The organism is Pantoea sp. NPDC088449 (assembly GCF_044753225.1).
In the GTDB taxonomy this organism is placed as follows: Bacteria; Pseudomonadota; Gammaproteobacteria; order Enterobacterales; family Enterobacteriaceae; genus Pantoea; species Pantoea floridensis.
This window is the reverse complement of the sequence record NZ_JBIVMT010000004.1, coordinates 461,719-475,914: the sequence shown is the minus strand read 5'-3', so window position 1 is coordinate 475,914 and position 14,196 is coordinate 461,719. Positions and strand designations below refer to the sequence as shown.

7 protein-coding genes are annotated in these 14,196 nt (G+C 59.8%); all 7 read right to left on the bottom strand.

What is annotated here, in order from left to right; genetic code table 11:
* Positions 1-53: 53 nt before the first annotated feature.
* The 7 genes from lplT to ACIP6T_RS19420 all read right to left on the bottom strand — a co-directional run bounded on the left by lplT (position 54) and on the right by ACIP6T_RS19420 (position 14,052).
* A complete protein-coding gene (lplT, locus tag ACIP6T_RS19450) occupies positions 54-1,244 on the bottom strand; it encodes a lysophospholipid transporter LplT (protein WP_097096184.1) in 1,191 nt (396 codons plus the stop codon).
* Positions 1,241-3,391 carry a bifunctional acyl-ACP--phospholipid O-acyltransferase/long-chain-fatty-acid--ACP ligase gene (gene aas, locus ACIP6T_RS19445; protein WP_400458467.1) on the bottom strand — a complete coding sequence of 717 codons (2,151 nt, stop codon included), beginning with the start codon at positions 3,389-3,391 and terminating at the stop codon, positions 1,241-1,243. Before aas ends, lplT begins: the two co-directional genes overlap by 4 nt.
* 201 nt (positions 3,392-3,592) lie before the next feature.
* Positions 3,593-4,996 (bottom strand): efflux transporter outer membrane subunit, encoded by a 1,404-nt coding sequence (locus ACIP6T_RS19440; RefSeq protein ID WP_400458465.1) that lies wholly within the window; start codon positions 4,994-4,996, stop codon positions 3,593-3,595.
* A complete protein-coding gene (locus tag ACIP6T_RS19435; protein WP_400458463.1) occupies positions 4,997-8,101 on the bottom strand; it encodes an efflux RND transporter permease subunit in 3,105 nt (1,034 codons plus the stop codon).
* Positions 8,098-11,271 carry a multidrug efflux RND transporter permease subunit gene (locus ACIP6T_RS19430; RefSeq protein ID WP_345828442.1) on the bottom strand — a complete coding sequence of 1,058 codons (3,174 nt, stop codon included), beginning with the start codon at positions 11,269-11,271 and terminating at the stop codon, positions 8,098-8,100. Before ACIP6T_RS19430 ends, ACIP6T_RS19435 begins: the two co-directional genes overlap by 4 nt.
* A complete protein-coding gene (locus ACIP6T_RS19425) occupies positions 11,268-12,509 on the bottom strand; it encodes an MdtA/MuxA family multidrug efflux RND transporter periplasmic adaptor subunit (RefSeq protein WP_400458461.1) in 1,242 nt (413 codons plus the stop codon). Before ACIP6T_RS19425 ends, ACIP6T_RS19430 begins: the two co-directional genes overlap by 4 nt.
* A gap of 142 nt (positions 12,510-12,651) precedes the next feature.
* Positions 12,652-14,052 (bottom strand): efflux transporter outer membrane subunit, encoded by a 1,401-nt coding sequence (locus tag ACIP6T_RS19420; RefSeq protein WP_400458459.1) that lies wholly within the window; start codon positions 14,050-14,052, stop codon positions 12,652-12,654.
* Positions 14,053-14,196 lie beyond the last annotated feature (144 nt).

Genomic DNA, 14,196 nt, shown 5'->3' with positions numbered 1-14,196 from the left:
CATGTCAATCGTAGGGTCGCCATTCATGGCGACCCATTCATTTACCGCACGATTTAACGACGGCTTTTCCACCATAAGAGCGCAATCGCCACGGCGAAGATCGCACCGAATCCTACGCCGGTCGCCACTGCTGGCGCACCCAGCTTGATCGCCACGGTGTACAATCCCAGCATCAGCAGCATGGCGGTGTTCTCACCAAGGTTCTGCACCGCAATCGCGTTACCCGAACCCACGGTATCCTTGCCGCGCTCCTGCAGTAGCGCATTGAGCGGCACCACGAAGAAACCGCCCAGTGCACCAATCAGCATTAATATCAGATAGGCATTCAGCAAACTCTGTTGCAGCGCGAACACGACCACCATCACCCCAATCAGCACGCCGGCTGGCATGCAGCGGCGCACGGTTTGCAGCGTCACCAGTTTCGCCGCTGCGGCGGCGCCAATCACAATGCCAATCGCCACCATTGCATTCAGCGTGGTAGGGGTTTTATTGTCGCTGATGCCGAGCGCCACCGGCACCCACAGCACCAGCAGGAAACGCAGCGTCACGCCCGCGCCCCAGAACAAGCTAGTGCCGAGCAGCGAGAAACGCGTCTCGCCGTTGCGCCACAGTATTTTAGTCGCCGCCACGAAACTGCGCAGCATCGCGCCAAAGTGCCAGCTCTGGCCCGGACGCGCCGCCGTTAGTCGCGGAATAAAGATATTCGCCACCACCGCCATCGCATACGTCATGGCGCACACCACCAGCGCAGCGACCAGGTTCCAGTCCGCCAGAATACCGCCTGCCACGGAGCCCAGCAGAATCGCCGCTATGGTCGACCCTTCCATTAAGCCATTAGCTTTTACTAAGCGTTCACCGTGGGTGATTTCCGTCAGGATGCCGTACTTAGCGGGTGAATAGGACGCCGCACCAATTCCCACCAGCGTGTAGCCGAGGAACGGATTGAAGCCAAAGCAGATGATTAGCGCGCCCAGCAGCTTGAGGCTGTTGGCAAACATCATTACCCGGCCTTTGGCGAAGCTATCCGCCATCTGACCGACAAACGGTGCGAGCAGAATGTAAGTCGCCACAAACAGCATTTGCAGGATCGGCTGGCTCCAGTCCGGATAGTACTGATTTTTCAGCACCGCCAGCGTCACGAACAGCAGCGCGTTGTCGCCAAACGCTGAGAAGAACTGCGCCACAATTACCGCCAGCATGCTGCGCGATAGCAGCGGTGCATCCCTATTTAACGGCTGGCTCATACCTGCTCCTCTTCCGCCAGCTGTCTGAGGCTGACATAGTCCGGTTTGCCGCTGCCCAGCATTGGCAGCTGCTTCATCACGCGGATGTCGCGCGGCACCGCCAGCTCCGGCGCACCAATCTCACGCGCGGCTTTCAGCAGCGTGTCGCGGCTCAATAGCGTGTCGGTGGTGAACAACACCAACGCTTCACCACGATTGCCGTCCGGACGCAACGATGCGGCATGCTGCTTCTCATGCGAGGCTTTCAGCGCAATCTGCTCAACGATTTCCAGCGATACCATCTCACCGGCAATTTTTGCGAAGCGCTTCGCACGGCCCTGAATCTGACAGAAACCGCCTTCATCAAAGCTGACGATATCGCCGGTGTCGTACCAGCCTGCTTCCATCTCGCCTTCGCCGTTATCGGCCACCGGCACTTCCAACACGCCTGGATTCTCTACGCGCAGATAACCGTTCATCACGTTTGGACCACGCAACTGCAGGCGACCGCCCTGCTCAATGCCCGGCACCGAAATCAAACGCGAATCCATGCCGGGCAGAATACGGCCTACCGTGTGACTTTTTGCCGCCATCGGCACGTTGATCGCCACTACCGGCGCGCATTCCGTCACGCCGTAGCCTTCAAGAATGCGGATGCCGTACTTATCCATGTAAATCTGGCGCGTCGCTTCCTGCAGTTTCTCTGCGCCGGCTACCACATAGCGCAGCCGCGCAAAATCATACGGGCTGGCGAAGCGCGCGTAGTTGCCAAGGAAGGTCGAGGTGCCAAACAGCACGGTGCAGTTACGGTCATACACCAGCTCCGGCACAATGCGGTAATGCAGCGGGCTCGGATAGAGAAATACCTGCGCGCCGGTCAGCAGCGGCGTAAACAGGCCAACGGTCAGACCGAAAGCATGGAACAGCGGCAGCGCCGACATAAAGCGGTCACGCGGCGTGAAGTCCGCCACGGTACGAATCTGCTCCACGTTCGCCAGCAGGCTTTTGTGTGAATGCACCACACCTTTGGGATTGCCTTCCGAACCCGAGGTAAACAGCACCATCGCCGCATCTTCCGGCTGCTGCTGCACCTGCGCACGGCGCGGCATCAGCAGATGCGCCACAATCCACAGCTTGTCTTTCAGCGTGACGGTATCTTTCAGATCTTCCAGATAGATCCACTGCACGTCGCTGAGGCCCTGCGGCAAGTGCCACAAGTTGCCCTTTTCGAGGAACTGGCGCGAGGTGAAGACGGTTTTCACCTGTGAAGCGGTGAGCGCCGCGCGCATACCTTTTACGCCAGCGGTGTAATTCAGCATGGCCGGAATACGTCCGCGCAGCGACGCGCCAAGAATCGCGGCCGCGGTGACGGTAGCGTTCGGCAGCAGCAGGCCCACGTATTCGCCTTGCTGGCTATAGCGTTCAAGAATGCGACCCACGCCGAGCGATTTCTTCAGCAAGCCGGTATAGCTGTCGGGCTTGAAATTGATGTCTTCAATGCACGGTTTCATCAGCCCATAACGCTGGCGCGCGCTGAGGAACGCTTCGAACAGCGTTTCACGCGGACGCACCGCCATGCGCGCCTCCATCATCACATGATGTAAGTGCTCACCCGCCAGCGTACGACGATCGCGCGCGCGTTTGGCTTCAGGCATCGGAATCACCGTCGCCGGTAGCACCGTTAAGGTGATGCGCGGGAACAAGCGACGTTTAAATACGCCCGCCAGCCGACCAAACGGCGTATATTCCGCTCCTTCGATACGCATCGGTACCACGGTCGCGCCGGATTTTGCCGCCACAAAACCCGCACCGCTGTAGATCTTCATCAGCGAGCCGGTCACGGTAATGCGCCCTTCCGGGAAGATCACCACCGGACGGCCTTCGTTAATCATCCGCACCAGATGTTTGACTGACATCGGCCTGGTAGGATCGAGCGGCACGAAGTCGATAATCGGCTTCAGCAGGCGCATGTACCACTGTTCGCTGATCGACGAGTAGACGGCGAACACCGGTTTGATCGGCAGAAACAGCGCCACCAGCACCCCATCAAGAAATGACATGTGGTTAGGGGTGATCAGCACTTTTTCTTTGTGTAGTGCAGTAAGGTCGCCACGCAGTTCCACGCGCCACAGCAGGCGGAACAGGAAACGGAAAAAGGTGAGTAGCATGCCAGCTCCCTAGCAATCGTAAAAAATGGCTCTTACGATGCAGGATCTGGGGATATTCGACAAGTGGCGGGATGATTTAAACACAGTTGCGCTTTGCGAGCAGGTGCGCATAAATGCGTCATCAAAATTTCTGCGCGTTGCGGGACGGTGCGCATAAATGCGCACCCTACGGCGTAGGGTCGCCATTCATGGCGACCTGGGTTACTGCGGATCCGCCTGCCAGCCGCCGCCCAGGGCGGCGATCAGCGCCACGCTGCTGACCCACTGCGTGCTCTGCAATGACAGCAAACTCTGCTGTGCGCTCAGGCTGCTGTTTTCGGTAGTGGCGACGTCGAGATAATCGATCATGCCCGCCTCATACTGATTGCGCGTCACGCGCGCCGATTCCTGCGCCGCGTCGGTGGCGCGCTGCTGTGAGGCGATTTCGCCCTGCAGGGTATTCAGCTGCACCAGATAATCCTCCACTTCCTGCATCCCTTCCAGCACCGACTGGCGATAGCTGGCGACGCTGGCATCATAAGCCGCACGCGCCTGCTCCACCTTCGACGAGGTGGCACCGAAGTCTAACAGCGTACCGCTCAGCTCCGGCCCCAATGACCAGAAGCGATTGGGCAGTGAGAACAAGCTATTAATCGCCGATGAACTCACGCCGCCGCTGGCGCTCAACGTCAGGTCGGGATAGTAACCGGCAATCGCCACGCCCACCGCCGCATTGGCCGCCGCCACGTTACGCTCGGCATAGGCGATATCGGGACGGCGCTGCAGCAGCTGCGAGGGCACGCTATTGGGGATTGCAGGTAACGCGGCATCCAGCTTCGCCACCGGCAGGGAAAAATCGGCTGGCGCGCGGCCCAGCAGCAGCGCAATCGCATGCTCCATCTGGGCCCGCTGCCATTGATAATCCTGCGCCGAGGCGCGCGCGCTCTCCAGCTGCATCTGCGCCTGCGCTAAGGTGGCGCGTGATTCGCTGCCAGCGGCATATTTGTTTTCAATCACCGTTAGATAGCGCTGATACGCCTCGATGCTGCGCTGATACAGCGCAATTTTCTCGTCGATGATGCGCAGCTGGAAATAGTCCTGCGCCAGTTCGGACTGCGCGCTCAGGGTGATATTCGCCAGTTCAGCTTTGCTGGCTTCGGCGCTGGCGTTGTTCTCCTCCAGCGTGCGGCGCAGTTTACCCCACAAATCCAGCTCCCAGCTGGCGCTGAGATCGGCGGCATGGCTGTTGCTGACGCTGCGCTGTCCGCTGGTACTGGCGCGGCTGCCGCTGCGCGTGCTGCTGGCGTCGTAGCCAACGGACGGCAACAGTGCGGCGCGTGACTGCGACGTTAGCGCCTGCGCTTCACGGTACTGCGCGGCATAGTTGGCGACATTCTGATTGGAAATGCTGACCTGCTTCAGCAGGCTATCCAGCGTGGCATCGTGATACACCTGCCACCACTCGCCTTTACTCACGGCATCCTGCGGCGTGGCCTGCTGCCAGCCTTTGGCTTCTTTAAAATGGGTCGGCATCGCCATGGTCGGGCGCTGATAATCGGGGCCAACGGCACAACCGGCCAGCAGCAATACCAACAGTACGGGGGTAATTTTCAGGGACATTTTCATCTATCGGGATTCCACATGACGCAACCGCAGCCATTGACGCTGCGTGGCACGGCTTAAACGATCGAGCCAGAGATAAACCACCGGCGTAGTAAACAGCGTCAGCAGCTGGCTAAGCGCCAGACCACCGGCAATCGCCAGCCCGAGCGGGCTGCGCAAGTCGGCATCGCCACCGCTGCCCAGCGCCAGCGGCAGCGCGCCGAAGAAGGCGGCCAGCGTGGTCATCATGATCGGGCGGAAGCGCATCAAACAGGCTTGGGTGATCGCCTGCTGCGGCGACATGCCCTGCGTACGCTCGGCGTGTATGGCAAAATCAATCATCATAATGGCGTTCTTTTTCACGATACCGATCAGCAGGATGATGCCGATCAGCGCGATTACCGTCAGCTGCGTATTGGTGAGCAGCAGCAGTAACAGCGCACCGACGCCCGCCGACGGCAGCGTCGAGAGAATAGTGATTGGGTGGATATAGCTCTCATACAGCACGCCGAGCACGATATACACCGCCGCCAGCGCGGCGATAATCAGCCATGGCATGGTGGCAGTGAGCTGTGAAAACGCCGCGGCGGTGCCGGCAAAACCGGCCTGAATGGTGGACGGCAAGCCGAGCTGCGCCATCGCCTGCTTGATCAATCCCTGCGCCTGCTCCAGCGATACGCCATCATTCAGGTTGAACGCCACGGTGCTGGTGGCCGATTGCCCCTGATGCGCCACCGACAGCGGCGCGTTGCCGCCTTTGAAGCTGGCGAACGCCGCCAGCGGCACGCGATCGCCGCTGTCGTTGATCACATACAGCTGCTGGAGAATCGCCGGATCGCGCGTGTAGCTGTCCTGCAGCGACATCACCACATGATACTGATTGAGCGTGTGGTACAGCGTGGCGACCTGGCGCTGGCTGAAGGCGTTATTCAGCATGGTGTCGAGCATCTGCACGTTAACGCCCAGCCGCATGGCGCGATCGCGATCGATGTTGATCACCACCTCCTGACCGCCGGTTTGCGCATCGGAATCCACGCTGTTGAGCTGCGGGATCGCCGCCAGCGCCGCCTGCACTTTCGGCGTCCACTCGCGCAGCAGATCGAGGTCGTCGGCCTGCAGGCTGTACTGATAGGTGGCGTTGGCGCTGCGCCCGCCGATATGCAAATCCTGCGCCGCCATCAGGAACATCTGCGCCCCGGCGATGTGGCTGGTTTTCATGCTCAGGCGATTCGCCACTTCGGTGGCGGTGGCATCACGCTGATCAAAATCCTTCAGCCGCACAAAAAAGTTGGCGCTGTTGCGCGAACCGAACATGCCGCTGCCCATCGACGACATCACGCTTTCCACCGCCGGATCGGACTGGATGATGTGGGTGAACTGCAGCATTTTCGGCTTCATCGCCTGGAAGGAGATGTTCTGATCGGCACGCAGCGCGCCCATCAGCAGGCCGGTATCCTGATTGGGGAAGAAGCCTTTTTGAACCACCGAAAACAGGAACAGATTGAGCAGCACGGTCAGCACCAGGCTAAACATCGTCAGCTTTTGGTGCGCCATCACCCAGCTTAAGCCGCGCGAGTAGGCCGCCAACAAACCATTAAGCTGGTTTTCGATAAACTGATACAGCGGATGCGGCCGCTGAGTGACTTTCGCTTTCGGCTTGAGTAAGCGCGCGCACAGCATCGGCGTCAGGCTCAGCGACACAAACATCGAGATCAGCAGCGACACCGTCAGCGTCACGGCAAACTCGCGGAACAGGCGGCCGACAATGCTGCCCATCAGCAGAATGGGGATAAACACCGCAATCAACGACATGGTCATCGATAGCACGGTAAAACTCACTTCCTGCGCGCCACGCAGCGCCGCACGCAGCGGACTCAGTCCCTCTTCGATATGGCGGGTGATATTTTCCAGCACCACAATCGCATCATCCACCACAAAGCCGGTGGCGATAATCAGCGCCATCAGCGACAGGTTATCGAGGCTGTAACCGAGCAGATACATTACCGCGCAGGTGCCAACCAGCGACACCGGCAGCGCCAGCGCCGGGATCACCACCGCCTGTACGTTGCGCAGGAAGACAAACACCACGGCGATCACCAGCAGCATCGCCACCAGCAGCGTCTCTTCGGTGTCGTACAGCGACGCGCGCACCGTTGGCGAACGATCCACCACCACTTTCAGCTGGGTATCGGCGGGCAAATCTTTCTCCAGCGCCGGCAGTTGCGCTTTGATGGCATCGATGGTGTCGAGCATATTGGCGCCGGCCTGGCGCTTAATGCCCACCATCACCGACGGCTTCGAATCCAGAAAACCGGCCTGATATTGATCTTCTACCGAATCGTACACCGTGGCGACATCGTGCAGGCGCACCGCTTTGCCGTCCTGATAGCTGACGATCAGATCCTGGTACTGCGCGGCTTTATCCAGCTGGCCGTTGCTGTCCACCACCCAGGATTGGCTGCTGCCCTGCAAAATGCCCTTCGGCTTATTGGTGGTGCCGTTGGCGATGGCGCTGCGCACCGTATCCAGAGAAATGCCGTATTGCGTCAGCTTCAGCGGCTGCAAATCGATACGCACCGCCGGCAAGGCGCTGCCCATCAATGACACTTCGCCCACGCCTTGCACCTGCCCCAGCGCCTGCTCGATTTTGCTTTCAGCAAGGTCGTAGAGTTCGCCCGGCGTGCGCGTGGCGGACGTCAGCGCCAGCATCACAATCGGCGCATCCGATGGGTTAGCTTTGCGGTAGGTCGGCAATGACTCCATCGCGCTTGGCAGCAGGCTGCGCGCGGCGTTGATCGCCGCCTGCACGTCACGCGCCGCGCCGTTGATGTCGCGATCGAGATCAAACTGCAAAATCACGCTGGTCGATCCCTGCGAACTGGTCGAGGTCATCTCGGTGACACCCGCGATCTGCCCGAGCGAACGCTCCAGCGGCGTCGCCACGGTGGCCGCCATGGTTTCCGGGCTGGCACCCGCTAAGCTGGCGCTGACCATGATGGTGGGGAAATCCACCTGCGGCAGCGGTGCCACCGGCAGCAGCCGATAGCCCAGCGCACCAAGCAGCAGGATCGCCAGCGTCAGCAGCAGCGTGGCGACCGGACGGAAGATAAACAGCCGGGTTAAATTCATCGATCGCCCCGCGCCTGTTGCTGCTTGCGCTGCATATAGCGCTTGCCGCGCTGGGCGATGCCATCAAACCACAGGTAAATCACTGGCGTGGAGAACAGCGTTAGCACCTGGCTGACAATCAGGCCGCCAACAATCACCAACCCGAGCGGCTGGCGCAGTTCGGCACCGGAACCGGACGCCAGCATCAGCGGTAGCGCGCCGAGCAGCGCCGCCATGGTGGTCATCAAAATCGGGCGGAAGCGCAGCAAACAGGCTTGATGAATTGCCTCGCGCGCGCTCATGTGCTGTTTGTTCTCCGCTTCCAGCGCGAAGTCGATCATCATAATCGCGTTCTTTTTGACGATGCCGATCAGCAGGATCACACCAATCAGCGCAATCAGGCTGAACTCGCTGCCGGCCAGCAGCAGCGTCAGCAACGCGCCAACCGCCGCCGACGGCAGCGTCGAGAGAATGGTTACCGGGTGGATAAAGCTCTCATACAGAATGCCGAGCACCACGTACATGGTGATCAGCGCCGCCAGAATCAGCCACAGCGTGTTGCCGGTAGCGCTCTGGAACGCCGAGGTTTCGCCCTGATAGCGCAGGGTGATGCTCGACGGTAGATTGAGCTGCTGCGTCACTTCGGCAATCGCCTTCTGTCCATCCTCCAGCGAGTAACCGCTGTTGAGGTTGAACGACACCATCACCGCCGGGAACTGGTTGAGGCGCATGTGCATCAGCGAGCCGGTACGCTGATGAATAGTGGCGATGGACGTCAGTTTCACCATGCCGGTCGTTGTACTGGCGTCATCCGACGATGACGACGACGTGCTGCTGTCGTCGCTGGACGAAGTGCTGCTGCTGGTCACCGGCAGATAGACATCATCAAACGAGGCTGGCGATTGCTGGTACTGCGGCGCCACTTCCAGCACCACGCGATACTGATTAGCCTGGGTAAAGATGGTGGAGACCAGCCGCTGGCCGAAGCTGTTATACAGCGCGGTGTCGACATCAGCGGCGGTGATGCCGTAGCGCGCCGCCTTATCACGGTTCAATTCCACGTAGGCCACGCGGCCCTGATCCTGCAGGTTGCTCACCACGCCGTTGAACTCCGGACGCTGCTGCAACGCGGCGACCATCTTCGGCGTCCAGCTCACCAGATTTTCACTGTCGGCATCATCGAGCGTGAACTGGTACTGGCTCGGCGAGACCTGATCGTTAACCGTCAGATCCTGCGCCGGTTGCAGATAGAGCTGAATGCCCGCCACCTGCGCCGCCGCCTGCTGCAGCTGCGTGATCACCACATCGGCTTTGTCATCACGATCGCCAAACGATTTGAGGTTGATCTGGATGCGCCCGCTGTTCAGGCTGGTGTTGCTGCCGTCGATGCCAATGGTCGATGACAAACTCTCCACCGACGGGTTGTGCAAAATCACTTGCGCCAGCGCCTGCTGACGTTTCGACATCTCGCTAAACGACACATCCTGCGACGCCACGGTAACACCCTGAATCAGGCCGGTATCCTGGGTCGGGAAGAAGCCTTTCGGGATGGCGATATACAGCAGCGCGGTGAGCGCAAAGGTCGCCAGCGCCACCAGCAGCGTCAGCTTCTGATGATTCAACACCACCGTCAGCAACCGGTCATAGCCGCGCACCAGCTTGTCGAACACCTCGCCGCCTTTGCGTGAAAAGCGTGACTGTTTCTCCGGCGGAATATGCTGCAGCAAATAGGCGCACAGCATCGGCGTGAGCGTCAGCGACACCACCATCGACACCAGAATGGATACCGCCAGCGTGATGGCGAATTCGCGGAACAGCCGCCCGACCACATCGCCCATAAACAGCAGCGGAATCAGCACCGCAATCAGCGAGAAGGTCAGCGAGATGATGGTGAAGCCAATCTGCTGCGAGCCTTTCAGCGCCGCCTGCATCGGCGTTTCGCCCTCTTCCAGCCGCCGCGAAATGTTCTCCACCACCACGATGGCATCGTCGATAACGAAGCCGGTGGCGATGGTCAGCGCCATCAACGACAGGTTATTCAGGCTGAAGTCGGCCAGATACATCACGCCGAAGGTGCCAATCAGCGACAGCGGCACCGCCACGCTCGGAATCAAGGTCGCCGCCACGTTACGCAGGAACAGGAACGTCACCATCACCACCAGCGCTACCGACAGCATCAGCTCAAACTGCACGTCGCTGATGGAGGCGCGAATGGTTTGCGTACGATCCGACAGAATGCTCATCTTCACGCCGTCCGGCAGCGCCGCCTGCAGCTTCGGCAGCTGCGCTTTGATGCTGTCCACCACCTGAATCACGTTAGCGCCAGGCTGACGCTGCACGCTAACTACAATCGCCGGGCTGTTATTCGCCCACGCCGACTGGAAGCTGTTCTCAGGGCCCTGTTCGATATGCGCGATATCTTTCAGCCGCAGCGCCGCACCGTTCTGATAAGTGATAATCAGATTGCCGTACTCATCGGCGGTGCGCAGCTGGTCGTTAGCGTCGATGGTCACCGAGTGATATTTACCGTCAAAGCCACCTTTCGAGCCGTTAACGTTGCTGTTGCTGATGAGCGTATTGACGTCTTCCAGCGACAGCTTGTGCGCCGCGAGCGCTTTCGGATCCATCTGCACGCGGATCGCTGGCTGATGGCCGCCTGCCAGCGTCACCATGCCGACGCCGTTAATCTGCGACAGCTTGAGCGCCACGCGGGTATTGACCAGATCCTGTACCTGCGTCAGCGGCAGCGTGTCGGAACTCACCGCCAGCGTGATCACTGCCGTATCGGCCGGGTTAACCTTTTTATACGTCGGCGGATTCGGCAGATCGCTCGGCAGCAGATTATTGGCGGCGTTGATCGCCGCCTGCACTTCCTGCTCGGCGACATCCAGCGACAGATCGAGGCTGAATTTCAGCGTGATGATTGACGATCCGCTCGAGCTGGTCGAGGTCATCTGGCTTAATCCCGCCATCTGCCCCAGCTGGCGCTCCAGCGGCGAGGTGACGGATGACGCCATGACATCCGGGCTAGCGCCGGGATAGAGCGTGGTGACCTGAATGGTCGGGTAATCCACCTGCGGCAGCGCCGAAGTCGAGAGAAAGCGGTAGGAGAAGATGCCGGCGATCAGCACGCCGACCATCAGCAGAATGGTGGCGACCGGACGCTGGATAAACAGGCGAGACGGATTCATTGGCTCGCCGCGCCCGCGCTGGTTTTGCTCTCATCGGACAGCTGCACTTTGCTGCCGTTGGTTAGACGATCAATGCCTTCGGTCACCAGACGATCGCCCGGTTCCACCCCTTTCAGAATCGCCTGCCGATCGTCACCAAAGCTCGGCCCGGTGGTGACGGCTTTGCGCGTCACGGTGTTGTCTTTATTGATGACAAACACGAAGCTGCCGTCACTGCTCAGTTGCAACGCCTGCGCCGGGATCACCGTGGCATTTTTCAGGATGTTGATTTGCAGCCGCAGATTAACAAACTGATTGGCAAACAGCGTTTCATCTTCATTCGGGAAGGTGGCTTTCAGCGCGATGGTGCCGGTCGCGGTATCGATCTGGTTGCTGATGAACTGCACCTCGCCCTGCGCCAGCGGTGTGGTGTTGTCCTGATCGAAGGCGGTGGCGGGCAGGCTTTGTCCACCGTGCAGCGCCTTGGTCAACTGCGGGATGTTGCTCTGCGGCACGCTAAACGTCACGGCGGCGGGTTGCATCTGCGTCACCACCACAATGCCGGTGGTGTCGGTGGTTTGCACCATGTTGCCGGGATCGACCAGGCGTAAACCGACGCGTCCGCTAATCGGCGAAGTGATGCGCGCGTAGTCGATATCCAGCTTCGCGCTGGCGATCTGCGCTTCATCGGCGGCCACCGCGCCTTTGTATTGCCCGACGGTGGCGGTTTGCGTGTCGAGATCCTGACGCGACAGCGAATCCTGCGCCGCCAGTTTCTGATAGCGCGTTAAGGTTAACTGGGCGCTTTTTAGCAACGCCTGATTTTGATTGAGATCGCCCTGATATTGCGCCAGCGTCGCCTGATAGCTGCGCGGATCGATCTGTGCCAGCAGCTGACCGGCGCTGACTTTCTGCCCTTCGGTAAAGAACACTTTTTCCAGCTGACCGGCCACGCGGCTGGTGACCGTGACGCTGGCGTTAGGGATCACCGTGCCGAGCGCGTTGAGATACTGCGGCACATCCGCCGTGCTGGCTACGCCGCTGTGCACCAGCGTCGCACCGCCCGTCATCGCCATACCAGGCCTAACGCCCGCGCCACCGCGATGTCCGCCGCGTGCGCCCTTCTCCGCGCCTGGCGGCATGCCGCCGTGTCCGCCCACCACGCGCCAGACCACGCCAGCCACGATCAATAGCACAAGCAAAAGAAGCAGCCATTTCAGCCAGCGGAAAGAGGAGGAGCGGGAAGCGTTGTTAGTCATCAGAGTCTTCAGGTTAACAAGGAAATGGAAAATCCCCTGCAAAACAGGGGATTATTTCAATGGGAAATCATCACTTGCCGCATTATCGGCTGAATGCCCGCGCGAATTCCATACGCGAACCGTAAGGGTTTCGTTAAGATTGTCAGGATTGCCAGCCGCCGCCCAGCGCCTTGTACAGGGTAATTTTCTGGCTGAGCTGGCCCAGATGCGCGCTAATCAATGACTGCTGCGAACTGTAAAGCGATCGCTGGGCCACTAACACATTGAGATAATTGTCGACGCCCTGCTTAAAGCGCAATTCAGAATAGTCGTAGTCGCGTTGGTTGGCGCCCACTTCCTGCTGCAGCGCCGTCAGCTGATCCTGCCAGGTATCCTGGCCGGCCAGCGCATCATTAACCTCTTTAAACGCGGTCTGGATCGTCTTCTCGTAGTCAGCAATTTCAATACGTTTCTCGATATGCGCGATATTGAGATTAGCCTCGTTTTTACCACCGTCAAAAATCGGCAGGTTAATCGATGGCATAAACGACCACGCGCCGGTGCCGCCGCCCAGTAAACTGCCGAGTGAACTGCTGGTCGAGCCGCCGGATGCCGTCAGCGTGATGCTGGGGAAGAAGGCGGCACGCGCCGCGCCGATATTGGCGTTGGCCGCTTTCAGTGAGTGCTCGGCAGCCATGATATCCGGACGACGCGTCAGCAGATCCGACGGTAAACCAGCGGGTGTGGCCGGGAACTGCCAGTGGGCATCAAGCGTGGCGTGCGACAGCAGCGTGGCGGGCAGATCGGTGCCAACCAGCAGGCGCAGCGCATCAACGTCCTGCCGCACCTGACGGGTATAGCTCGCCACATCCGCCTGCGCCGCACGTACCGTACTTTCGGCCTGCGCCAGATCCATCGCGCTGCTGGCGCCGCCGTCATAGCTGAGTTTGGTGATGCGATACGATTCCTGCTGGCTGTTGGCCGTGCTTTGCGCCAGATGCAGCAGATCGTTATCTGAACTCAACGTCAGCCATGCCGTCGCCACTTCCGAGATCAGCGAAATGCGCGTGGCGCGCTCGGTAGCCGCGCTCGACAAATAGGTTTCCTGCGCCTGATCGCTCAGGCTCTGCAGGCGGCCAAAGAAATCCAGCTCCCATGAGGTGACGCTCAAGCCGCTGTTGAGTTCGTGATAGGTCACCGCGCCGGTGCTTTTGGTGTTATAGAGATTGGCCGGCTCATGCGCTGAGGTCTGGCTGGCAGTGGCGTTGATCGACGGCATCATCGCCGCGCGCTGCACCGTGACGCCCTGCTGCGCCTCTTCAACATTCAATGCCGCCACGCGCAGGTCGCGGTTGTTGTCGAGCGACAGCTGAATCAGGTTGCGCAGCGTGGCGTCGGTGAAAAAGTTCTGCCACGGCAGATCGGCGACGTTGCCGACCGACGTTGGCTGGTCGTATTTAGCGTCTACCGGCATTGCCGGACGCTGATAGTGCGGCGCCAGCGAGCAACCGGCCAGCACCAGTGCCAGCGGCAATAGCGCCAGACGAAAATTTTTACTGTTCATTGTCAATATTCTCAATAGGTTATGCCGTGCAGTTTGCCAGGTGCGCATTAATGCGCACCCTACTAATACAAGCAGGCTTCCGTAGCGGCGCGATTCATCGCGCGCCTTGATACCCGCATCTTGCCCATCCCGGCATTGCGCAAT

What these genes read in the sequence shown, in the direction of transcription:
- lplT (WP_097096184.1), bottom strand. Translation starts at nt 1,244, where the DNA reads ATGAGCCAGCCGTTAAATAGGGATGCACCGCTGCTATCGCGCAGCATG.
- aas (WP_400458467.1), bottom strand. Translation starts at nt 3,391, where the DNA reads ATGCTACTCACCTTTTTCCGTTTCCTGTTCCGCCTGCTGTGGCGCGTG.
- ACIP6T_RS19440 (WP_400458465.1), bottom strand. Translation starts at nt 4,996, where the DNA reads ATGAAAATGTCCCTGAAAATTACCCCCGTACTGTTGGTATTGCTGCTG.
- ACIP6T_RS19435 (WP_400458463.1), bottom strand. Translation starts at nt 8,101, where the DNA reads ATGAATTTAACCCGGCTGTTTATCTTCCGTCCGGTCGCCACGCTGCTG.
- ACIP6T_RS19430 (WP_345828442.1), bottom strand. Translation starts at nt 11,271, where the DNA reads ATGAATCCGTCTCGCCTGTTTATCCAGCGTCCGGTCGCCACCATTCTG.
- ACIP6T_RS19425 (WP_400458461.1), bottom strand. Translation starts at nt 12,509, where the DNA reads ATGACTAACAACGCTTCCCGCTCCTCCTCTTTCCGCTGGCTGAAATGG.
- ACIP6T_RS19420 (WP_400458459.1), bottom strand. Translation starts at nt 14,052, where the DNA reads ATGAACAGTAAAAATTTTCGTCTGGCGCTATTGCCGCTGGCACTGGTG.